The following is a 21,168-nucleotide window of genomic DNA, read 5'->3' as shown; positions in this document are numbered from 1 at the left end:
TGTGTCTGCAGGCCTCCATACTTGCTGTAGAACCCTTCTAAACACTCTTCGTTCAACTTCCGCCGACAGGAAATTGCCCGCCACCGGTCTGCTCGGAAGAACACTCGAAACGGGGGGTGTGTGTGCAACATCCCGATTCGTTCGTGCTCTCCCAATTGGACTCTCGACCCACCACCTGGTGTCGTGAGGAACACTCGAAATGGGGGGGCACCATCCCTCCAAAATTTTCAACACGAACGTCAGGCCGCTCTAGTGGGCTCCTCAGCACCTGAGGACTGACTTTACACTCGAAATGGGGGGTCTAAACAGAGATATTTCGGCATAACACTCGAAACACCCGAAACACTTGAACTAGGAATTTATGTACCATCCAGTTGTGGCCACATGCAAGATGGATTCCCCGTTTGACGAGCCGGGCAAGATTTTCGCCGACAAGCGACCCTTCGATGAAGGGTATACGCCGGAGACAATTCTTTGTCGCGAGGAGGAGATCAGCCGCTACTCCGAAGCGCTGCAGGACGTTGTCGAAGGATTCGGGCCGAACAACGTCTTCATCTACGGGCAAACGGGCAACGGCAAGACCGTCGTCACGAAGAAGATGATGTCGTTCCTGCGAGAGGAGACCCAGCAACACGACATCCCACTCACGATTCTCGAAATCAACTGTAACAAGGACGATAGCATCTTCAACGTCCTCATCTCGCTGATCAACCAGCTCCGCTCCAAAGACGACCAGGTCCCCGAGCAGGGACCGACCAAGGGATTCCTCTGGTCGACGCTGTACGAGGAACTTGACCAACTCGAGGGTGATGTCGTCGTGGTACTGGACGAGATCGATATGCTCGGCGCCGACAACGACAAACTCCTCTATGAGTTCCCGCGGGCACGCAAGATGGGCTCACTCGAGAATACACGCGTCGGGGTCATCGGCATCTCGAACAACCACATGTTCAAAGATTCGCTGGACCCGCGTGTCAAGAGCACGCTCTGTGAGTACGAGATTTTCTTTTCACCCTACGACGCCAATGAACTGACCGAGATTCTCGATCACTATGCTGAACTCGTGTTCCGCGATGGTACAATCGACGACGGCGTTATCGAACTGTGTGCAGCCCGCGCTGCCCAGGAACAGGGTGACGCTCGTGAAGCACTTGACCTCCTCGAGACCGCGGGCAATATCGCACGCAAACAGGATGCCGACCAGGTCACACAGGCCCACGTTGAAGAAGCTGGCAGTCGGGTCGAGGAACAACGCGTGCTCACGATTGTCCGGGACCAGCTCACCTCCCAGATGAAACTCGCACTGCTCGCGACAACGTTCCTCAACCTCGACGATGAATCCTCTCCGCGAGCGAAGAACATCTACCAGGTGTACGAGAACATCTGCGAGGTCTGTGGCTACGAACCCCGCTCGAAACGCCGTGTGAACGACTTCCTCGACTCCATCCGTCTGTACGGCCTGCTCGAACGAGACGAGCGCAACCTCGGCCGTGCCGGGGGCCGCTCGTACATTCACACGCTCGAGGTCTCACCAGAACTCGTCTTCGAGGGCCTGAAATACGACCAGGAAGGCGCCGAGTCGATGCTTGAGCGCTATGACCTGGTTCCGGACCCCGAGGATGCAGACCAAGCGCGGCTCACTGCGTACATGTAACACTGCGCACGGCAAGTTGGCCACCCAGATCGGCGTCACGACCCAGACCCTCGCGAACAACGAGGCGTTCTTCGCTGACCTCGAAGCGGTCGGCTTGCTCGAGCGTGAGGACCTCGGCGCCGGCAAAGCCACGCTTTGGCGGATTTCACTGCCGTTCGAGGCCGAGCGACGGTCGTCTGGGGCTCCAACCCCCACCCCTGGCGCCGGGGAAGACGGGTCCTCCATCGACACCGACCGGCCCGTCGACGGACTGGCCGAGTGTTGCTTCGCAGCGAGCCATCGCGATATCGACTACGGCAGTGACTGGTTCCTCGAGGCGACCACTCCTGGCGGCGACCTCGGGCCGCTCCTGGAACGCCATCCTGAGCTGGCGCCACTGATTCGACTCGTCCTCGAGTTGCTTGCCGGCGACCTGCGAGAGCTACCACTGTGTGGTGTCTCCAGATTCGGTCCCGAGTCCACTGCTGACGGCGCTGCCGGACTCGTCGATGCGACTGCCTCGCTCTCGCTGGGTGTGGACCCGACGCCGGAGACAACACAAGCATCGCTAGCGGTCGGCGATTAGTCGTGTGAAACAGCGAATACAGGACTACGAAGTCACTCTTCAAGTAGCGAGCGAGCACGGTCGACGTACTGGTTCGTTTCCCAACTCCGAGCTGCGGAAATCGCATCGAGAGACGAACTCGCAACACCAGCATCCATCTGCCCATTCCGAACGAACACCGAGAGCAACGTCGGTGTCGTGACCAGTCGTGTGTTGGCCAGTGAGGCGTGAATCAGGCCGAGTTGGTTGAACTCATCGCACAACAACATCGCGGCGTCGGTCTCGTTCGCGAGCGTGACGGCAGCATTCTCGCCATCGTCGAGTGGGAAGGCCGCATCGAGTGAAACTGACCGTATGGAAAACCCATCAGTCTGGTCGAGTACAGCTTGGGCACCACGGCCGTGTGCATCATCATACGAGGCGACATCCTCGAGTTCGTCGACGACGATCTCCGGGACCAGTACCTCGTAGGTGTCCAGACACAAAGCCAGCGGGTCAGTTGCAGCTGTTCCGACGATTCCAAGACTCACCAGCGCCGACGTATCTGCAACGAGAACCGACATCTATAGCTCAGCGAGGTCTTCGATGTGTCCCTCATCCAGTTGCTGTTTGAGTACGCGGAGGTTGGCCGCTTCTTCGGCACCGACGAGGGATTTCACCTGATCGAAGGTCACCTCGTCATCATAGTAGGCAGCTGCAATCTCTTGGACGAGCGCATCGTCGTGGGTTGCCTCCTGCAGATACTCACGGAGAGCTGTCACGAGGATATCCGTTCGATCTTCCCCAAGGACATCCGCAAGGGCGTCTGTCCGGTCGATTAACCGGTGTGGGGCGCGAAATTGGACGCGCTTCTTGTCGGAACTCATTATGTGTACATTGTGAGCCACGACACTTAGCGGTTTCCGTGTGTACAGTGTGAGCATGAGCGGTGGACTATCGTCGGTGCGAATCGCTCGAGTCTATGTTAACCAACAGTGACAGGCCATAGGGTCAGTGTTGGTTAATTACCGGCGGCCTTTCCTGTGAGACGTACGTCTCACAATCTATGGGTACTGACGCCGACGACGGCGATGAGGGGAACGGCTCGACAAAAATCGACGTTCGTGTCCCACAGAAGCTGGTCGAGCGGATTGACGCGGAATACGAGGAGCGCGGATACACGTCTCGTTCCGAGGCAATCCGCGACGCACTCCGGGCCTGGGTGGACCCGCCGATTCGACTCTCCGAAGCAGTCCTCGCGGACCTCGAATCGAGTCGCAAGCAACGTGAGCGTGGTGAGACACACTCGCTTGACGAGGTCGCGGACAAGTACAGCGTCGGTGTCAATTCAAGATGACCGGGCCCTGTTGCTACCGTTAGCAGGAGGTATGTACTGGACTGGTTCGATCAATACAGAAGATTCAGTCCTCGACCAGTTTTGCGCCGGCTCCGATGAGCAAATACAAGGGAATAAGATACATGAGGCCAATGGCGACGATAGCGATGACCGGCTCAAGCGGCCCACCGAAGTCTGCAGAGGCTGTTTGGAGGAAAATTAGGACGACAAACCAGAGCGTCAGTGCTTGAAAAAAGTCTGTCTTATCCATCCTAGATGGATGTACGAGCAAACGACATCATCAAATCAGTTCTGGTATGTTCGCACACCTACTGACCGGCTGTTTCACCCAGGAATCTCTCCGAAGAATAGGAGTTCACCAAAGCCGATGACCACCAATGACCACGACCGGGAACTATGATACGTCCGACCGCACGCTTTGTATCCGATATAGAGAACGTAGTGACCACGATATCGAACAAGCGCTCGCTGCCATCGGCCGCGGCGAAACTCCCGAGCCACATCTCGAAATCGTGTACCATGACCCCGAGGATCTCCACCGCGTTACCCACCCCGAATACCTCCAACTACTCCGGGCAATCGTCCAGCACGACCCTGACAGTATCCGCGAGACAGCTCGTCTCGTCGAGCGAGATGTGAGTCAGGTGCATCGGAACCTAACCGAACTTGCGGAACTCCACTTGGTCGAGCTCGTCGACAACGGCCAATCAAAACGACCGTTGGTTTGGTACGAGGCAATCGATATCGACCTCCCACTCGTGACACCGGTCGTCGGGTCGGACGAAGCAACGACGTAGTCCATTTTCACAGTCTGTCCTGTGACTGTATACCACACTGGGGAACAGTGCTTTGTATCTCTGCATACAACTGTATGCACATGTCGAAGAGCATCCGTCTCTCCGAGGACGCCTACGAGCGCCTCGCCGCTCACAAAGGGGAGGACGAAACCTTCTCCGAGGTGGTTCTCCGCCTCGCCGGCGAGCGATCACTCCTCGAACTTGCGGGGATTCTCAGCGACGAGGAGGCAGAGTCCCTTCGTGACGCCGTCGACGAACGTCGCGAACAGCGCGGCCGCGAGCTCGAACAGCGCGGCCGCGAGCTCGAACAGATTGCTGGCGAGCTAGAGGACGCGTAGCGTGCTGCTCGATACCTCGTTTCTCATCGACCTGATGAACGGCGACGAGGACGCCGTCGAGAAAGCGCGTGAGCTGGAAACCGATCTCGTCCAGCAACGACTCTCTTCGATGACGCTGTTCGAACTGTACTATGGCGTCGCTCGAGCGACGGACTCGGAGGCGGAACGTGAGAAAATCGAACAGGTCCTCGAATCGAAGCCAGTCCACCCAGCTGACTCCGCGATAATGCGGAAGGCTGGGCGTCGCTCTGGCAAGTTGATGAACGAGGGCAACGCCGTCGCCGACGGTGACATGATTATCGGCATGACTGCCGAGGTCGTCGACGAACCCGTCCTCACACGGAACGTCGATGACTTCGAACGTCTCGGTGTCGACATCGAGACATACTGAGGAACTCCACTTGGTCGAGCTCGTCGACGACGGCATAATTACTGTCGCTCCCACTCCCTTCCTGCTGGCCTTCACACACGCGCGTGCTTCAGATAAGAGTCGAGGGGTCCCCCGGGGGTCACGCCCCAAAAATAGCGCTATCGCGTCCCGCTGCCCGAACCAACTGACACACCAGTATCGGGCGTACCATCTCCCTCGTACCAAGAAGAATCGACGGCGTCCTCGTCGAGGACTGTGATGTGCCACTCGCCGGGCTCTGCCATCTGGACGAGCAGCTGGATGTCAGTGTCGGGCTTGCCGTCGTCGTCGACGAGGCCACACATTTCGAGTTCGTCTTTCGGCAGTGAGACGAGTCCCGTGCCACCGGATTTCGACAGTGAATTGATTTGGACCATGGATGTGGTGTGCCCATCGTTGTCCGATGAGTACACTGCAGTGTGGGGCCGAAGTGCTAGTAAAAGGGTATCCCATTTTGACATCGGCACAAGTGGTGTCAAAATGGGTGTGGGGTTTACTAGCACTCCCGGGTGAGATGGTCGCGTTCAGCGATGGTCACTACCGTTACCTGCCAGAACTGTGGCGAACGAGTCTCGTCCGAATACGCCCGGGTCTTCGGGGACGACGCTAACGAGATCCACGCCTGCTCGAACTGCTCGACCCAGCGAGCGGTCGCTCGTGGCGCCGCCGTCGACGACGATCGCGACGGCACGCCCCTGGTCCACCGGCCCGACACCGACGACCCGGTTCGCACGGTCACCACTGTCGACGACGAGCCCACCGAACAGCCCGAGCGGTACCGACTCGAGACGCTTCGCGATGGGGCCTGGGACACTCCAGGTACCCCTTCGAGTACTGGCGATTTGCAATTTGACGCGCTGGTCAACCGGTGAGAATCGGGGGGTCCGGTCTGGAACCGCTTCTCCGCAACTCTGTCAGCTGTCTGACTGAGGTTGCGTACGCGCGCGTTATTAATGGAACCTGACGGGGGAGGGGATGATCCGGCGTATTTGCCGGCAAAATCGGCTGTTTCTCTTCCACGGTGTTTCGTGCCCGACTGGCTCCTGGACTGGCTTCTCGATGTGTCGCTTGAGGCCTTCTTCGTTGGACGCGTTCAGCTGCTCCTCGAGGAAAGCGATCGCTTTCGACGAAGCGCTCAAACAACGATTTGCTCCCGGCGTTGCTTCCGCTCACCGCGCACGAACGCATCGTCGGGCGGCCGCTGGTGCCGCTCTAACGCCCGCGTGTATCTGTTGGGCGCACAGGGGTCCCCCCGGGGGCGCGGGCGTTGGAGGCCGCTGCGGCCCACTGTTGATGTGAACGACCTGTCCTTTCTCCTTCTCCGCTATGTATAACGATTGTAGGAAAGTCGGCTCTCCTAACTGATTCACCCAGAAATCGCAAGAGGGCAGTCGAATGCATCATATCTGAATACGTTACGAGGCTAACTGATTCACCGATAATCGCAAGACTGCGCCGGAATGAATCACCGAATAATGCGTCTCTTTATCTTGCCCCATGGAACCGCCCGGATTTCGGGCCAGTTTCGGCATACCAGTGTAACATCTCCAACACACTATTGGTGGCTGATTCATTCGGCTTCCTCACATATCTACCGCGGCGAAGGCGTCGTCGATGACCTCCTCACTGGGCGCGTTCAGGTACGGCTCTCTCGCGGCGAAGCTATCTATCCTCCGCCGGCCATCACCACCCGTGGATTCAAGCGCTGGCCGGTGTCGTATCGATATTATCGACAAGTGGGTAATCGATGTGCATCTCAATGCGGTCGAAGGGAACGGCTGGTTGCATCGCGCCGCTCGGGCCACCATCTTCGAGCTGGATAATCCCGAGGACCTCCAGATGTTTGAGATCCGAGTGGACATCGGAGACATCTCGGTCGACGAGGCGGGCTGCCTCGCGCATGCTCTGGGGGTCTCCTTCTGCAATCGCTTGGATGAGTTCCAGACGTAGCGGTGTGAGACTGTCGACGAGATCGTTGTAGCTCCCGAACTGGATAACTGTCTTCTCGTCGTGCTCACTTCGCTCACCAGCTTCAGCATCCTGCACGAATTGGAGTGTCTCTTCTCGGAGCTGTTCGCGGTTGCCGACGGTGATGTGGAGCGTAGTCATGATTGTGTGTTGTGGATAGTGGTTAGTATGGCCGTTCTGGGCCGCCATCAACGGCGTCCCAATATTCGTCCGCGCTTGCCCAGAACTCGAGGAGACGTTCCTCCATCCCAGGGAAGGCAACATCATCGACATCGCCGGCTGCGGTGTGGTGTTCGTGGCCTTTCGTGTCCTCGTGTGCGTTGTCGTACCTGACGAGCGTCAGATCTTCGAGCGTGCCCAGATGGAGCGTGTACTTCCAGCCCGAGGGGTAGGTCCCGGTATCGTCCGTCCGCCGAATGACGACGTTCTCGACGAGCCCGGCTTCGACATGCGTATACTGGAAGGTTTGCTCTGTGGGCATCCACTGCCTGTTGGTCTGTTCCCCAACATGGTAAGTTTGTTGGGTAACACCCCAACACCGATGCTCGTATCCGCGGTCAGCGTTCGAGCTCCGCGAACGCTTGATCGATGACCTCCTCGCTTGGCGCGTTCAGATAGGGCTCTATCGCGGCGAAGCTGTCCCACCCGCCGACGGCCATCACGACGCGGGGGTTCATCTGCTGGTCGACCAGGAGGCGCTGGGCGAACCGGCGCCGGAGGTCGTGGGTGCTGACCTTCCGGAAGTCCTGGTCGCCGGTCGTCTCCGCAGCTCGGTCGGCGGTCCGACGAACCACCGCTCGAACCCCGGGCTGGGACAGATCGATAAAGGGGTCCTTCGGTGCGATGTTGTGCTCGTTCTGATAGCGCTGGAGGTCGCGCTCGACGTTGGCGGGCAGGTACGCGTCGCGTGGCTTGCCCCCGCTCCCGCTCGTGTCCTTGCCCGAGCGCACCCGCAGGCGGTACTGCCCGCTGGCGCTCTCGCTCACGTCGCGCGGACACACCTGCGGGATCTCGAACGCCCGCAGGCCCACGAACGCGCCTAACTGAATGATGATATCGTCACGCTGGCTCGTCGTCGCCCGACGGAGGTCCTCGATCTCGTCGTCGGTGAGCCAGACCTTGTGCTCGTTCCCAGCCGTCGCTTCGATGCGCATTACGATTACTTGAGTTTCCGCTACTAATGTATCTAGCGGTTGGTATGAGCGGGGGTATACACACCGGATCTCGAGTGAAACGGGGGCTGTCTGTTACGACTTATTAGACAAGTCGTTACGGCACTGATGGTAGATGCATCTTTCGGGGTGGAAGCCGGGACTCATCTGTAGCGGGTATCAGACCCCACCACCCCCACTGTTCAGATACAAATTAACAGCCGCTCGTGACTCGCACGGGGAAAGCGACGCAACGCAGGATCTCGAATGGCTGGATCTCAACCTCGAAATCTCGCTAATGCTGTCACCATCCGTCTTGATGACCTTGATCTGTTCACTTCTGAGGTACGCGATCTGACTTAGAAGCACAAAAACGGCTACAATTAGGGCTCCCTCGATCGATTTCCCCCGCCATACCGAGACCCATCCGAATTGGAACGAAAAGCAGCAAAATATATCTCTAGTAGCCATAGTTTCTCTTGACTAAAATATAGTGTTCTTGGCACTGTTTTGATTGACAATCTCGTGCGAAATTTTAATACCCTGACGATACATCCTCGTACTATGTCACGATCTCTCCGCCGTGACCTCAGATCACTGGAAGACAACGTACTGGACGAGACGACCATCGACAACGAGATCAGAGAAACGATTCGGGCGGGACTGACCGATTCGGATCCGGTCACACAGCGGACCGCGGCTCGGGTACTATCCGATGTCCCCGAGGAGACGGTCGTCGAGTTCTACGACGAACTTCTTGCTGTGTTCGAGCGAGGCATTGAGCAGGACGACGACAAACAACGGAGGGCTGCGGAGGAGGCTAGCCGACGGCTGTTGTCGTGTATTCAAACTCACGATCGGGAGCCCGATGAGTTGATGGCTTTAGCCGACGCCGCTCTTGAGGAGGGCGGACCAGAACTCTCGACAGCTGGCGCGACAGTGCTGACAGGTCTCATCGCATACCACAATTACGAACTGGACAGCGATCAAGTAGATGCGTTGGTGAAACACGTTACTCTTCTCGATCTGCTTGTCGACTCGTACCCACGACGAGTCGATCTGATCGCACCGGCACTCGACGTATTAGGGTCTGCAGCGAGTACTCATGCACCTACGATCACCGAAGAAACGGCACGACTCTCGCTGGAACAGTACCTCTGTGGACCCCACCTGAAGGGGCGTGTGTCGGCGACGAAGTTCCTCGCACTTCTCGCCGAGGAGGACACCGACTACGTCTCCGAGTACCATCTCGACCTGATCACGAAGCTCGGTGACGACGACCAGGTCGCCGGGATTGCCGCGAACGGTCTGAGACACTTTGCGGACGGGACCGATGTCGAATCGTTACGTCCGCTCCGGTTTCTCGACGACTCGGCACTCGTCCGTGACGACGCGAGCTCCGCCAGAAGGATCACGGAATTAATCCGTGCCGCCGTCGACGCTGCTCCAGAGTGGGTAGACGAACTCCCGATCGGCGCGATTGAAAAGATGTACCACGAACAGTCAGTGGCTGATAGCTATACTCGAGCCCTGATGATCGACGTACTGGGTCGATCTGCAGCCGTCGCCGACTCCGACTATGCAGATCCGGAGCTGATCGACGAGGCTATTGAAGTCGCTGCGACAGCAGACCAGTTTTTAGATCAGATTCGATCTATTGACCCCATCGAACAGGGAATAGCAGGAGCCATCGTCGCGGACCCCGACAGTATGCTGGTTCCGACAGCGGCCGCTGCTTCGTCCCGACTCACGGATGTCGGCGAGCTTCTATCGGTAAACAAGGGGTTCCTTGAGAATCTGGAGCAGCTGGCCGAAGACGACGAGACAACGCCCGAGGACATTGAACGCCAGGCGGCCCGGTCTGACACCCTCACGGTGTTGGTCAGCTTCTTGTCTATTACGGCCCTCGCACGAGCTATCGAACGAAGTCCGGAGGTCCGTTCGTCCGCAGTGGAGACACTCGAAGCGGCAGACGATCCGGTTGACTATCACGTTGTTCTCATTCGCGCCCTCTCGCAGGCCGAGTTCGAGCCAGACGACCGAAATGAACGAGACCGACTGGAGGGGCTTGTCTCACTCTTGGACCATTTCGACGAACTTGACCCAGACGACAGAAACATCACCATCTTCGACGACGAGTAACACCTCGTGTCTCTGGATATTATTTGACCACCATGTGAACAGTAATCAGACCACGTTTATGTTTGGCGAAACGCAGGTTCTGGTGGATGATAAACCGGCCGACACGGCGGGCGGTGTTACAGGCCGCTATCGGTGGGGCATTGTCGTGGGGCCTGGTCGAAGGACCAGGTAGTCCGGATTGGGACGTCACCTCTCGGACTGTAGGTCATCTAAGTGACGCCCCGGAAGTTCCGACCCCGTTTCTCGCCCCAGCGGGTGGGTTGAGTCGTTCGTACACTCCCAACGAACGAGACTACATCTCGATTGAAGAGGTGTACGAAGATGGGTTCGTCGTCTGGGCTGGCGACGATCTTGGCCTTTTCGACTCCGGCGAGGAGGAATTGGTGGCGGTGGCGGAGCACGATGGATTCGAGACGGCGGCCCCGATCCACCAGGCAGAGGGGTTCTACTACCAACACGTCGACGACGGGCTGCTTGGAGTCGACACGACAACCAACACGACACTCACCGTCGACCTAACGGATTTCGCTGACGAGACCTTCGAGCTTGAGGGGCACCCCGAGTTATTGTGTGCCGCCGACTCCAATAGGATGGTCGGGATCGAGCGCGCCTCCGGTGACCGGGTTTGGAGCGAGGAACTTGACGCGATGGAGGACGTGGTGTACCGCTCCATCGGTGATCTACTGATCGTTTCTCCCGACGAAGATCATGCCGACGTGTTCGATTTCCGGACCGGTGAGCATCTCACGCGCCTCTCCGACGGGTTTGAGTATTATTTGAATTTCCTCAAGGATGGTGTCAAATCAGCAGACGGATCGATTGTCGTCCATCATGTGTCTGGTCTTTTCGGAACCACATACGCCATCCTCGACGGTGAGACGTACCGCGGGTATACCGGCGACTTCGAACAGCAGTGGAAACGATCGTTTTCTTCCCCTCGGCACGAGGCGAACGTCGGTGCACTCAATTATTTAACCGTGGAGCGAGCCGGCAGCCGTGATCTCATCGGTATCGATCTCCGCACGGCAGAGACACTCATCCGAATTTCCGATATCGATGGCGTCTATCGGTTACACGATCGGCTCTACGTGCTCGGAGATGGGATCCGGTCGATAGCGACACGCTCCTATACCGAAGTCTGGTCGTTCACACCGGACGGAGTCGTTACAGCTTATGATCTCACCGAGGAACTCCTCTATGCCCTCGTCCGTACAGACACCGGCGTTGACGTCGTCGCTCTCTCGCTGCCGGACGGTAACGTCCAGTGGCGCCTTGCCGATGTCATGTCCGACTCGCCCTATGATATCGACGCCGAAGAGGCCACAGCGACTGGTCCCGATCGCGACATGCTCACGCTCCTGACCATCGATGAGCACGTCGTGGTAGTCGACAAATCGGCGCCGGACTCCCGAGCCAAGTATTTTCATCTCAAGGTGCCCACGGGTACGATAAATGTAGACTTCGAGGCACTGACCGACGACCGCCTCTACCTAGAGATTAGCAAAGGCGACACCGACCAGATCCTCGTCTATTCGCTCTCGACGGAGTCCCGGTACGATCTCGATCCATCTGGCGAGGAACTACTTGCCGCTGATCGAGCCGGACATGTGTGTCGTCTGGGGGGTGGTAGTTTGGTCTACTACGATGCAGAGGACTGGTCGACGTGGCAGACAGAGTTCGACGGGCCACGAACGCTAGAGCGCGTCCTGCTGGGTGACGAGCGTGTCTGGGTCTATCTCCAAGCCCCGTACGATTCCGACCTCGAGACGGACGTGTTGCTGGCGTTTGAGCGGGCCACTGGCGACCGGCTTGAGCGGATGGAGCTCACGTCTTGGCGCTACGACCATCGGGATGACGCAGCCGGGGCCGTCACACCAGAGTGGGCGATCATCGCACAGCCGGCCAGTGATAGGGAGGCAGTCTGTATCCTGCCGTCTGGCACAAGACGGCTCCCGTCTCTGGCCGAGGCGTCAGATCTCCGACTCGGGCTGGCCGATGGGATCACTCTGGTCGGCGGTGACTCGCGACTCCTCGGCATCACGTCTGCGGAGGGCAGACCGACCGTCCGCTGGGACCGGTTCGTTGACAACGTGGGTCGTCTGGTCAATCTCGGAGAGGGTATCTGGGGGACCAACGGGACACCGGCTTACCTGTTCGATCCGATGTCTGGAGTAGCACTGTGGCGCACTGCCTGGGGACTAGAGACACAGGCGCAGCCACTCACCGATATGACGACCGACTACCAAAGCTGGTTGACATCGCCGACAGAACCGTCTGCGTGGCTCCGGCAGTGGGGAGATTTCACCTCCTTCTACATTGACGCGGAGGACCCGTATCTCGATTGGGGTGGAATCGCCTTCGTAGATCTTGACGGATTCGCGGCGGCTGCTCTTGACCGTGTAACACACCTCGCGAGAGAGTCATCGCTTCTGGGGTCCGTCGCCGAACACGTCCAGTCCTCGATCGCGACCAGTCGCGCAGCGATCGACGACGGCGAACCAGCCGACGGGCTTCGCAGTGCAAGCCGTGCATATCGGCTCGTCGTCGTCACCAGACAACTGGCTGCTGCTCGGGCCTGGTCAGACGCGGGGTCGCTTCCGATTGTCGTACTCTCGGAGGGTATGGGTCGACCTGAGCTACTCGACGCCGCTCGCGAGGCGCTTGTTGCTGGCCAGCCGAGACAGGCACAGCAACAGCTCTTGAGAGCTGACAAGATTGTCCAGACTGCACGTGCGCTCGTCGTGGTGACTGGTTTGGGACTACTGGTCGCCGGGAGTACCTTCCCGATTTATCGGTATGAGTCTGCTCGCGAACGGGAGCGGGAGTCGGAATCGCTCCAACAGACACTCCTCAACGGTGGGACGGATATCACACAAGCTCTCTCGGCCGGGCGAGCGACTGTACGATACCTCGACGCCGTCGAGACACACCGGAACGGGGATCTGGAGGCCGCGTCGACGAGATACGACGAAGCTTTCGAGATTGCCGAGCGGGAACGTGAGCTCGTTGACGGACTCGACGCCGTCGACTGGGAGACCGCGAACGCTCTCGTCTCGTACGGCAGCAACATCGCTGACCCGACAGAGCTCAATCGTGCATCCCTCGCCGCACATGCACTCGTCGTCGCTGAAAAGACTGACACGCCCGTCGATCAGGTTCTAGCACTCTTCTTAAGCGTACGCGGAGAGTTCGAAGAGGCGGAATCTGTCGTCGGCCTCGATCATGAGGCAGTCGCAGCATGGGGGAATCGCCACGACGCAGACCAGCAGACAACCGACGGTTCACACGACGCTTGAAGCGACGTGCGGTCGGCCGTCACGCTGGTGGCGCCGATGCTTCTTTCCGGACTTCTGTGCGGACCCGGGATTCCAGTTCATCTAGCATCGACTCTGCCAAAAACGCGACCCAGTCTTCCTCGCTCTCCCGGAGGTTGTCTAAAAGGACGAACCCACGTGGATCGTTGAGCATCGTGAAAATACGCGATGCGACTAGACGCTCTGCCAGGCTCGCGTCACCATCATTTACTACATCTTCGTATAGGGGCGCGAGCCGAGACGCCATGTGCGAGTGTCGGTCGAGGAGTATCACCATTGCTCTAGCGGCGGATGTCGCATCTGTGCTATACAACACACAGTTGTTGAGCGGTATCAACGCGTCTATTAGGGAAACATCTTCTTGGATACTCAACTGTGTAAACTCCTCGGCGACAGCTCCACTGCCTGGTACTTGGTATGTGAGTGCATCGATCCAGATGCCAAGTCGGTCGTCGACGATATCCGGACGGTCTGTCGCTGCTTTGCTTGCCCGCATCTCTGTCGCGACGAGCAGCGATTTCACGTCCGGATGGGACTCTGCGGCGATTGCTTTCTGTAGCTCTTCTCTCTGCTCGAAGATCTTGGAAGGAGCCTGTGCGGCGATCATGAGAGCTACTTCCGCAGTCCGCCTTCGGATTCCAGACCGCCTGGACTGGAGCCCATCGAAGAGGTCTCTAACTTTGCCATCGCCGATAGCTACTGCTGCCGTCGCCTCACCGTTCCCTGTCTCGGCTTCGGTCGCCTGCTCTTGCTGTTGGGGTTCGAGGTTTCCAGCGAACTGACCGTATCTTTCCACTGCTTTTCTCTCCGCTGAATCTACCCAAAACTTCTTGATCGAGTAGTCTTGCCCGCGAACCCACTCGTAACCGATGAGAATCCCTTCAAGAACTGCGATAATAATCACAGCCCCTATAAGGAACGCAAACCCCCACTTCACCCCGAAAACGACGACTGCTATGGCAAACCCAAAAACGACCCACCCACTGCCGGTGGCCGCGAGATAGTCGGTTATGTAGCTCAGTATACGGCCTACCGGGCGCCATCTCGACGGCAGATTTTCAATCGAGACGAACGCTCCTTCCCAGTCCGTGTGTGACGGTGACGCATGGGACGCAAAAGAGTATCCGAGCCAGAACCATCCGAGTGTCAATATTCCAGTCGTCTGAGTTGCGGCGTATAAGGCGACGAACGTCCCGACCACGTTCATGACAAACGGGGCGAAACTGATCATGATCATACTGGGCGCACCTGACACGTTCTCGTGTCTGACGTAGCCGAGTCTCCGCTGCGTTGAGAACAGTCCCTTCGGTGGGATATACAGTTTCACCTCTGCCACGTTGACGCCAACCACGACGCAGGCCACGTAGTGTGCAAGTTCGTGAAGTACCGTTCCTGGTGCGGTCAGGAGATTGCGCAGGTTCCTCGCGACCAGTAATCCTGAACGAACGACCGACACGAGCTATGTGATGGACGCCATCTACTAATGCGTTCGTTCGATTTTGGCCCAACGAGTTATATTTTCCTGACCACATCGCCGGTTATCGTCGGATCTATCTCCCTGAGCGCCACCGACATTGAGTGGAATCAGAATCTGCTCAATCTGTACGAGACTATTTCTTCGAAGACGCTTCTGTCTCACCGTGCCACGTCTACGAGATATCCGTCGAGAACGTCTCGGCCGATCCGGATGTTAGTCGATAGGTCGGGCCGTGGGGTGACGCTGGCTTGGACCGTGTGCTGCCGGCCACGGATATCCACGACGAACTCGACTAACCGCCGTGTCTCGGTGTCATTGGTGCTCGATCGGAACTCCTTCTCGCCGACCGGCGTATCGGCGCCGATTGCCGACGGGACCGACGGGTCGACACAGGTCCGGCCCGCACCGGTATCGATCCGTGCGGTCAGGATCCGTTCGCCGTCGTCACCGACGACGCGGACCTCTTCGACGGCCCCAAGATCGGCTTCTCTGGCAACTGGTCCCCACTCATCGTTCGCCCTCCAAGTGTTCGACCACCGAGCGAGCGACCTCTCGCCCAACGGTCTTCCGTCGGATCTGTGACACGCGCGGGGTCACCTCAATCTGGAGCCCACTTTCGCCGTCACGGCTGAGCCAGTTGACGACGTTCGTGTGGCTCCCACCCATCATCGAGTGCTGGCTCCGGTCAGTGATGTAGGCGTACTTGTTCGGCAGCGCGTCGTCCAGTCGGGCTGCTGTCTGCTCTCGGAGCGTCGCGTCCGTACGGCCGCCGACCAGGATCTTTGGACTCCCGTCGCCGCGGACATCATGGAGGTGGAAGGCGATGACGAGTTCGTACTGGCGACCCGCGACCTCCCGAAGCTTCGGGAACGATCGCAGGTGGAGCGACGACGACCCGACGTGCCAGCGCTGGAAGTTTCGCTTTCCGAACCCCCTCGCCGTGTACACGTCCGCGGCGACGCCGTGGGCTAGGCACTCCTTGTGAAACCACGAGGCGCTCTCGTCGGTGTTGGCCTCGACGTCGCCGCCGTGCACGGCAATCACTAATACCTCGCTGTCATAGCCCGCGATCTGGAGTGTCTCCGTGAACTCGTTCAGGCGCCGTGCCTCCGAGACCGACAGGGTGTTGTCTGGAACCTGATTCCGGACCGTCGCCGGGAAGGTCGTTTCGTCGCTGAGCAGCTTCCGCCCTTCCGTCTCAAGGACGACGGTATTTTCGTGTGCGTCGGTGATTTCGGCGACGCGGAAGGCACCGAGGTACGGCCCGTCAGCACGTCGTCTCGGTGTCGGAGCCTGGTTCGTGACTGTCACCTGTTGACCGGTGACGAGCTTGAGTTCTGCGGCCACCTTCGCACTGATCGCGATCCTGTTCGCCTCGTCGATGGTGTCGTCGTCGGTCGCGTCTCGACCGTCGACGACGTACGTACGGTGTTGCATGTATCGGTAGTGTGCCGGGTATCGTGCCGAAAACGGTGTGTCGGTTTGCCGGTCGCCGCTTACGGGACGTTACTCGTCGGATTCCTTGCGGTACTCGTTCTCGATGTCGAGGATGAGTGCGTAGAGTGCGAGCACGGCCTCGAAGTCGGTCAGGTCTTGCTCCTCGGCGACTTCCCGAAGCGACTCGTCCAGCGCGATGTGGGCCTCCTTGACCGCTTCCTTGTCGGGTGCCTGTCTGGCCACGAACCGGAGGAAGTCCACGAGTCGCTCCTCGAGTTCGTTGTCCTGCATCGCCTGTTCCCCCACCGCCTGCGTCCCCCCGTCAGTCACTGGCTTGTCCTGGCTCTCGGTGCTGTCGTCGCTGTCCTCGCTGTCCTCCCCGGACATGTGCGGGGTGTTGGTTCGGTTACCCATCATGGGACTACGTGAATTACTAATGTTACAGTATTACTTAGTTTTTTTGTATAGAACAAGCACAACCAAATATTGGAAAGTACAATCGTGTCAAGCTCGCTGAGGGCAGAAATATCGGATTCTGCGTGTCACTCTGTGTTGATCGACCATTGAGTGGCAGCTAGAGGACACGGTATCCCACATGCCCGATTCAACCGACGAACAGTCCCACTCAAAACATGTCGGCGACTACGCAGGAGCTGTTAAATTGTGGGAGGAGCCAGTTGCGTCGAGTATGATGGGCTGGAACAGGTGTAGAAACCACCGACCTGACTTGGCAACCCTGGCTTGAGACGGGTTCCGGCGGATCAGTCCGCGAGGATGTCCTCACCACGTCCCACTGGTGCGCTACCGATGTGACGGAGTACGGACACGGCCAGGGTTTGTAATTCGAGCGTATCTGTCTGCGCGACCGTCTGGAGCGTGTTCCGGTACGGTATCACCGTGGACGGGTCGGAGCGGGCCACTCCTAGGAGGACACGCAGCGTCGCCTCTCTGATTTCGAGAGCGCCGGCAGTTAGGTCGTTGTGGATGTCCCTTTCTAGGCTATCGAGTGCTGACTCATCGACAGCGTCCGGTTGACTCTCGAGCAACAGTCGGAGTATATCGGCCGCCTCCGAACGAAGCGAGTCACCCTCGGAACCGAGCACGTCGAGTGACTGACCGATCAGGCTGGGGGCAGCGTCGTAGACTGTATCCGGCTCTGTTTCAGATAAGTGAACTATTGTCTGGAACGTGATCGTTCTCATATCTTCTGTAGAGCCATCACAGAGTGGAAGAAGTGCATTGAGGACCTCATCGGTGGCCAAGACCGCCTCCCCGTCGGCAGCGGCTAACTGTTCTATAGCAGTGAGCGCTGTGGTCCGTACATCGTCTTCCGTGTCTTCGAGGAACGGGAGAAATGCGTCGACGATGCCGTCAGTGGCCAAGGCCGCCTCTCTATCGGCGCGGACGATCTGTTCTAAAGTAGCGAGCGCTGTGTTCCGTACATCGTCTTCAGGGTCTTTGAGACACGGGAGGAGTGCGTCAACGACCCCGTCGGTGGCCAAGACCGTCTCACTATCTGCATTGGCTAAGAAACCTAAGGCTGCGGCTGCGTTGTTACGTACAACGTCTTCAGGGTCTTTGAGACGCGGGAGGAGTGCGTCAACGACCCCGTCGGTGGCCAAGACCGCCTCACTATCTGCATTGGCTAAGAAACCTAAGGCTGCGGCTGCGTTGATACGTACAACGTCTTCAGGGTCTTCGAGACGCGGGAGGAGTGCGTCAACGACCCCGTCAGTGGCCAAGACTGTCTCTCCATCGGCACGGGCTAGGTCATGCAACGCAAAAGTAGCATCTCTTACTTCGGGGTCTTTGAGAAGTGGGATGAGTTCGTCAACGACCCCATCGGTCGCCAAGACGGCCTCGCCGTCAACACGGGCTAAGAGACCTAAGACTGTGGCTGCGTTGTTCCGTATATTTCCTTCGGGGTCTTTAAGACGCGGGAGGAGTGCGTTGACCACCTCGTCGGTGGCCAAGACCGTCTCTCCGTCGGCACGGGCTAGCTGTTCTAAAGCAGCGAGCGATATGTTCCGTACATCGTCTTCGGGGTCTTCGAGAAGCGGGAAGAGTGCGTCGACGATTCCATCTGTTTCCAACACTACTTCTCCACCCGCACGGGCTAGCTGCCCTAAAGAAGCGAGAGCTGAGGTCTGTACATCCTGTTTTGGATCTTCGAGAAGTGGGAGGAGTGCGTCAACGACCCCATCGGTGGCCAGAACGGCCTCACCATCAACATGGGCTAAGACACCTAAGGATGTGACTGCGTTGTTCCGTACATCATCTTCCGGGTCTTCGAGAAACGGGAGGAGTGCGTCGACGACTCCATCCGTTTCCAAGACTGTCTCACCGTCGGCACGGGCTAGCCGTTCTAAAGAAGCGAGAGCTGAGGTCTGTACATCCTGTTTTGGATCTTCGAGAAGTGGGAGGAGTGCGTCAACGACCCCATCGGTGGCCAGAACGGCCTCACCGTCAGCCTGGGCTAAGAAAAATAAGAATATAATCGCGTTGTTACGTACATCGTCTTCAGGGTCTTTGAGAAGCGGGAGGAGTGCGTCAACGACCCTGTTAGTGGCCAAGGCCGCTTCTCTATTGGCGCGGACGATCTGTTCTAAAGCAGCGAGCGCTGTGTTCCGTACATTGTCTTTGGGGTCTTCGAGAAGCGGGAGGAGTGCGTCAACGACCTCGTCGGTGGCCAAGACGGCCTCACCGTCAGCACGGGCTAAGAGACCTAAGGACGTGGCTGCGTTGTTACGTACATAGTCTTCGGAGTCTTCAAGACGCGGGAGGAGTGCGTTGACGACCCCGTCAGTTGCCAAGACCGTCTCTCCATCGGCACGGGCTAGGTTCTGCAACGCAAAAGTGGCATCTCTTACTTCGGGGTCTTCGAGAAGCGGGATGAGTGCGTCAACGACCCCATCAGTCGCCAAGACAGCTTCTCCATCGGCATCTGCTAACTGTTCTAAAGTAGCGAGCGACATGTTCCGTATATCATCTTCGGAGTCTTCGAGAAGCGGGATGAGTGCGTCAACGACCCCATCAGTCGCCAAGACAGCTTCCCCATCGGCATCTGCTAACTGTTTTAAAACAGCGAGCGACGTGTTCCGTATATCATCTTCGGAGTCTTCGAGAAGCGAGATGAGTGCGTCAACGACCCCATCGGTCGCCAAGACTGTCTTACTATCCGCAGTGGCTAAGAAACCTAAGGACGTGACTGCGTTGTTCCGTACACGGTCTTCGGGGTTTTCGAGACGCGAGAGGAGTGTGTCGACAACTCCGTCGGTCGCCAGGACTGTTTCTCCATCGGCACGGGCTAGGTCATACAACACAAGAGTGGCATCTCTTACTTCGGGATCTTTGAGAAGCGGGAGGAGTGTGTCGACGACTCCGTCGGTCGCCAGAACGGTTTCTCCATCGGCACGGGCTAAGAGACCTAAGACTGTGACTGTGTTGTCCCGTACATCGTCTTCGGAGGCTTCGAGAAGCGGGATGAGTGCGTCAACGATCTTATCGGTTGGCAAGACGGCTTCTCCATTGGTATCTGCTAACTGTCTTAAAACAGCGAGCGACATGTTCCGTACATCGTCTTCAGGGTTTTCGAGAAGCAGGAGGAGTGTGTCGACGACTCCATCCGTTTCCAAGACAGCTTCCCCATCGGCATCTGCTAACTGTTCTAAAGTAGCAAGCGACATGTTCTCTACATCATCTTCCGGGTCTTCGAGAAACGGGAGGAGTGCGTCAACGACTCCATCTGTTTCCAAGACTGCCTCACCGTCGGCACGTACTAACCGTTCTAAAGTAGCGAGCGCTGAGATCTGTACATCGTGGTCGGGGTCTTTGAGAAGTGGGAGAAGTTCGTTGACGACCCCGTCTGTCGCCAGCACGGCTTCACCGTCAGCATGGGCTAAGACACCTAAGGATGTGACTGCGTTGTTACGTACACTGTCTTTGGGGTCTTCGAGACGTGGGAGGAGCGCGCTGACGACTCCATCCGTTTCCAAGACTGTCTCACTGTCGGCACGGGCTATGTCACACAACGCAAGAGTGGTATCTCTTACTTTGGGGTCTTCGAGAAGCGGGAGGAGTGCGTCGACGACTCCGTCGGTGGCCAAGACGGCCTCACCGTCAGCACGAACTAAGAGACCTAAGACTGTGACTGTGCTGTTACGTACATTGTTTTTAGGGTCTTCGAGACGCGGGAGGAGAGCGTCGACGACTCCGTCGGTGGCCAAGACCGTCTCTCCATCGGCACGTACTAAGCGACTTAAGAGTGTAACTGTGTTGTCACGTACATTGTCTTCGGGGTCTTCAAGACGCGGGAGGAGTGCGTTGACGACCCCGTCGGTGGCTAAGACCGTCTCTCCATTGGCATCTGCTAACTGTCCTAAAATAGTGAGCGTCGTGTCACGTACGATGGCTTCGGAGGCTTCGAGAAGCGGAAGGAGTGCGTCGACGGCTCCATCTGTTTCCAAGACTGCCCCACCGTTGGCACGGGCTAGCTGTTCTAAAACAGCGAGCGACATGTTCCGTACACTGTCTTCGGAGTCTTCGAGACACGGGAGGAGTGCGTTGACGACTCCGTCGGTAGCCAAGACCGCCCCTCCATT

The 21,168-nt window shown here is 58.0% G+C and carries 20 protein-coding genes and 1 pseudogene; 9 read left to right on the top strand and 12 right to left on the bottom strand.

All coding sequences use genetic code 11. The annotated features are described in order from the left end of the window. Positions 1 to 391: 391 nt before the first annotated feature. Positions 392 to 1,654: a Cdc6/Cdc18 family protein gene (locus tag VJ162_RS17420; protein ID WP_324666056.1), complete on the top strand. Its 1,263-nt coding sequence runs from the start codon at positions 392 to 394 to the stop codon at positions 1,652 to 1,654. Positions 1,655 to 1,670: 16 nt separating this feature from the next. Then, the gene (locus tag VJ162_RS17415) at positions 1,671 to 2,219 is read left to right on the top strand and encodes a hypothetical protein (RefSeq protein ID WP_324666055.1); all 549 of its coding nucleotides are present in this window, start codon (positions 1,671 to 1,673) and stop codon (positions 2,217 to 2,219) included. Between the two features lie 32 nt (positions 2,220 to 2,251). Here VJ162_RS17415 and VJ162_RS17410 read toward each other — a convergent pair whose 3' ends face one another. Together VJ162_RS17410 and VJ162_RS17405 are read right to left on the bottom strand one after the other, a co-directional pair. Next, entirely contained in the window at positions 2,252 to 2,761 is a 510-nt protein-coding gene (locus VJ162_RS17410) for a hypothetical protein (RefSeq protein ID WP_324666054.1), read from the bottom strand. After that, on the bottom strand, positions 2,762 to 3,064 hold the full coding sequence (locus VJ162_RS17405; protein WP_324666053.1) for a hypothetical protein: 303 nt from the start codon (positions 3,062 to 3,064) through the stop codon (positions 2,762 to 2,764). Positions 3,065 to 3,243: 179 nt separating this feature from the next. Between VJ162_RS17405 and VJ162_RS17400 the strand changes: the two genes are divergently transcribed. Beyond that, positions 3,244 to 3,534 carry a ribbon-helix-helix domain-containing protein gene (locus tag VJ162_RS17400; protein WP_324666052.1) on the top strand — a complete coding sequence of 97 codons (291 nt, stop codon included), beginning with the start codon at positions 3,244 to 3,246 and terminating at the stop codon, positions 3,532 to 3,534. A gap of 64 nt (positions 3,535 to 3,598) precedes the next feature. Here the strand turns inward: VJ162_RS17400 and VJ162_RS17395 are convergent, their stop codons facing one another. After that, positions 3,599 to 3,784: a hypothetical protein gene (locus VJ162_RS17395; protein ID WP_324666051.1), complete on the bottom strand. Its 186-nt coding sequence runs from the start codon at positions 3,782 to 3,784 to the stop codon at positions 3,599 to 3,601. A gap of 127 nt (positions 3,785 to 3,911) precedes the next feature. Here VJ162_RS17395 and VJ162_RS17390 point away from each other — a divergent pair, with 127 nt between their 5' ends. The 3 genes from VJ162_RS17390 (at position 3,912) to VJ162_RS17380 (ending at position 5,060) form a co-directional block, all read left to right on the top strand. Continuing rightward, positions 3,912 to 4,331: an HVO_A0114 family putative DNA-binding protein gene (locus tag VJ162_RS17390; protein ID WP_324666050.1), complete on the top strand. Its 420-nt coding sequence runs from the start codon at positions 3,912 to 3,914 to the stop codon at positions 4,329 to 4,331. A gap of 80 nt (positions 4,332 to 4,411) precedes the next feature. Next, positions 4,412 to 4,669: an antitoxin VapB family protein gene (locus VJ162_RS17385; RefSeq protein WP_324666049.1), complete on the top strand. Its 258-nt coding sequence runs from the start codon at positions 4,412 to 4,414 to the stop codon at positions 4,667 to 4,669. Position 4,670: 1 nt separating this feature from the next. Then, a complete protein-coding gene (locus VJ162_RS17380) occupies positions 4,671 to 5,060 on the top strand; it encodes a type II toxin-antitoxin system VapC family toxin (protein WP_324666048.1) in 390 nt (129 codons plus the stop codon). A 137-nt stretch (positions 5,061 to 5,197) separates the two neighbouring features. On the opposite strand, the gene VJ162_RS17375 is transcribed toward VJ162_RS17380, so the two are convergent. Further along, positions 5,198 to 5,455 carry a hypothetical protein gene (locus tag VJ162_RS17375; RefSeq protein ID WP_324666047.1) on the bottom strand — a complete coding sequence of 86 codons (258 nt, stop codon included), beginning with the start codon at positions 5,453 to 5,455 and terminating at the stop codon, positions 5,198 to 5,200. Positions 5,456 to 5,608: 153 nt separating this feature from the next. Between VJ162_RS17375 and VJ162_RS17370 the strand changes: the two genes are divergently transcribed. Then, positions 5,609 to 5,950, top strand: a complete 342-nt coding sequence (locus tag VJ162_RS17370; RefSeq protein ID WP_324666046.1) for a DUF7563 family protein — start codon at positions 5,609 to 5,611, stop codon at positions 5,948 to 5,950. Between the two features lie 711 nt (positions 5,951 to 6,661). Here VJ162_RS17370 and VJ162_RS17365 read toward each other — a convergent pair. The 4 genes and pseudogenes from VJ162_RS17365 to VJ162_RS17350 form a co-directional block, all read right to left on the bottom strand. Continuing rightward, a pseudogene (locus VJ162_RS17365) lies at positions 6,662 to 6,786 on the bottom strand (site-specific integrase); the annotation flags it as partial. Then, positions 6,777 to 7,187 carry an HVO_A0114 family putative DNA-binding protein gene (locus VJ162_RS17360; protein WP_324666045.1) on the bottom strand — a complete coding sequence of 137 codons (411 nt, stop codon included), beginning with the start codon at positions 7,185 to 7,187 and terminating at the stop codon, positions 6,777 to 6,779. The pseudogene VJ162_RS17365 and the gene VJ162_RS17360, both read right to left, overlap by 10 nt. 22 nt (positions 7,188 to 7,209) lie before the next feature. Beyond that, positions 7,210 to 7,527 carry a toxin-antitoxin system TumE family protein gene (locus tag VJ162_RS17355; RefSeq protein ID WP_324666044.1) on the bottom strand — a complete coding sequence of 106 codons (318 nt, stop codon included), beginning with the start codon at positions 7,525 to 7,527 and terminating at the stop codon, positions 7,210 to 7,212. A gap of 76 nt (positions 7,528 to 7,603) precedes the next feature. Next, on the bottom strand, positions 7,604 to 8,200 hold the full coding sequence (locus VJ162_RS17350) for a site-specific integrase (protein WP_324666042.1): 597 nt from the start codon (positions 8,198 to 8,200) through the stop codon (positions 7,604 to 7,606). A gap of 561 nt (positions 8,201 to 8,761) precedes the next feature. On the opposite strand from VJ162_RS17350, the gene VJ162_RS17345 reads away from it, so the two are divergent. Continuing rightward, on the top strand, positions 8,762 to 10,339 hold the full coding sequence (locus VJ162_RS17345) for a hypothetical protein (RefSeq protein WP_324666041.1): 1,578 nt from the start codon (positions 8,762 to 8,764) through the stop codon (positions 10,337 to 10,339). Positions 10,340 to 10,425: 86 nt separating this feature from the next. After that, the gene (locus VJ162_RS17340) at positions 10,426 to 13,635 is read left to right on the top strand and encodes a hypothetical protein (protein ID WP_324666040.1); all 3,210 of its coding nucleotides are present in this window, start codon (positions 10,426 to 10,428) and stop codon (positions 13,633 to 13,635) included. A 19-nt stretch (positions 13,636 to 13,654) separates the two neighbouring features. On the opposite strand, the gene VJ162_RS17335 is transcribed toward VJ162_RS17340, so the two are convergent. From VJ162_RS17335 to VJ162_RS17320, 4 genes are all read right to left on the bottom strand, one after another. Next, positions 13,655 to 15,109, bottom strand: a complete 1,455-nt coding sequence (locus VJ162_RS17335) for a hypothetical protein (RefSeq protein ID WP_324666039.1) — start codon at positions 15,107 to 15,109, stop codon at positions 13,655 to 13,657. A 528-nt stretch (positions 15,110 to 15,637) separates the two neighbouring features. Next, positions 15,638 to 16,567, bottom strand: coding sequence for a poly-gamma-glutamate hydrolase family protein (locus VJ162_RS17330; protein ID WP_324666038.1), 930 nt, complete (start codon positions 16,565 to 16,567; stop codon positions 15,638 to 15,640). Positions 16,568 to 16,636: 69 nt separating this feature from the next. Then, positions 16,637 to 16,981: a hypothetical protein gene (locus tag VJ162_RS17325; protein WP_324666037.1), complete on the bottom strand. Its 345-nt coding sequence runs from the start codon at positions 16,979 to 16,981 to the stop codon at positions 16,637 to 16,639. A gap of 347 nt (positions 16,982 to 17,328) precedes the next feature. Further along, complete coding sequence (locus tag VJ162_RS17320) at positions 17,329 to 21,153, bottom strand: sister chromatid cohesion protein PDS5 (RefSeq protein ID WP_324666036.1); 3,825 nt, start codon at positions 21,151 to 21,153, stop codon at positions 17,329 to 17,331. Between the last annotated feature and the right edge of the window lie 15 nt (positions 21,154 to 21,168).

The organism is Haloarcula sediminis, from assembly GCF_035656455.1.
GTDB lineage: Archaea > Halobacteriota > Halobacteria > Halobacteriales > Haloarculaceae > Haloarcula > Haloarcula sediminis.
The sequence above is the reverse complement of the archived record's forward strand: the minus strand, read 5'-3'. Positions and strand labels throughout refer to the sequence as shown.

What these genes read in the sequence shown, in the direction of transcription:
- VJ162_RS17345 (WP_324666041.1), top strand. Translation starts at nt 8,762, where the DNA reads ATGTCACGATCTCTCCGCCGTGACCTCAGATCACTGGAAGACAACGTA.
- VJ162_RS17410 (WP_324666054.1), bottom strand. Translation starts at nt 2,761, where the DNA reads ATGTCGGTTCTCGTTGCAGATACGTCGGCGCTGGTGAGTCTTGGAATC.
- VJ162_RS17395 (WP_324666051.1), bottom strand. Translation starts at nt 3,784, where the DNA reads ATGGATAAGACAGACTTTTTTCAAGCACTGACGCTCTGGTTTGTCGTC.
- VJ162_RS17390 (WP_324666050.1), top strand. Translation starts at nt 3,912, where the DNA reads ATGACCACGACCGGGAACTATGATACGTCCGACCGCACGCTTTGTATC.
- VJ162_RS17355 (WP_324666044.1), bottom strand. Translation starts at nt 7,527, where the DNA reads ATGCCCACAGAGCAAACCTTCCAGTATACGCATGTCGAAGCCGGGCTC.
- VJ162_RS17340 (WP_324666040.1), top strand. Translation starts at nt 10,426, where the DNA reads ATGATAAACCGGCCGACACGGCGGGCGGTGTTACAGGCCGCTATCGGT.
- VJ162_RS17330 (WP_324666038.1), bottom strand. Translation starts at nt 16,567, where the DNA reads ATGCAACACCGTACGTACGTCGTCGACGGTCGAGACGCGACCGACGAC.
- VJ162_RS17420 (WP_324666056.1), top strand. Translation starts at nt 392, where the DNA reads ATGGATTCCCCGTTTGACGAGCCGGGCAAGATTTTCGCCGACAAGCGA.
- VJ162_RS17350 (WP_324666042.1), bottom strand. Translation starts at nt 8,200, where the DNA reads ATGCGCATCGAAGCGACGGCTGGGAACGAGCACAAGGTCTGGCTCACC.
- VJ162_RS17400 (WP_324666052.1), top strand. Translation starts at nt 3,244, where the DNA reads ATGGGTACTGACGCCGACGACGGCGATGAGGGGAACGGCTCGACAAAA.
- VJ162_RS17375 (WP_324666047.1), bottom strand. Translation starts at nt 5,455, where the DNA reads ATGGTCCAAATCAATTCACTGTCGAAATCCGGTGGCACGGGACTCGTC.
- VJ162_RS17385 (WP_324666049.1), top strand. Translation starts at nt 4,412, where the DNA reads ATGTCGAAGAGCATCCGTCTCTCCGAGGACGCCTACGAGCGCCTCGCC.
- VJ162_RS17360 (WP_324666045.1), bottom strand. Translation starts at nt 7,187, where the DNA reads ATGACTACGCTCCACATCACCGTCGGCAACCGCGAACAGCTCCGAGAA.
- VJ162_RS17370 (WP_324666046.1), top strand. Translation starts at nt 5,609, where the DNA reads ATGGTCACTACCGTTACCTGCCAGAACTGTGGCGAACGAGTCTCGTCC.
- VJ162_RS17405 (WP_324666053.1), bottom strand. Translation starts at nt 3,064, where the DNA reads ATGAGTTCCGACAAGAAGCGCGTCCAATTTCGCGCCCCACACCGGTTA.
- VJ162_RS17325 (WP_324666037.1), bottom strand. Translation starts at nt 16,981, where the DNA reads ATGGGTAACCGAACCAACACCCCGCACATGTCCGGGGAGGACAGCGAG.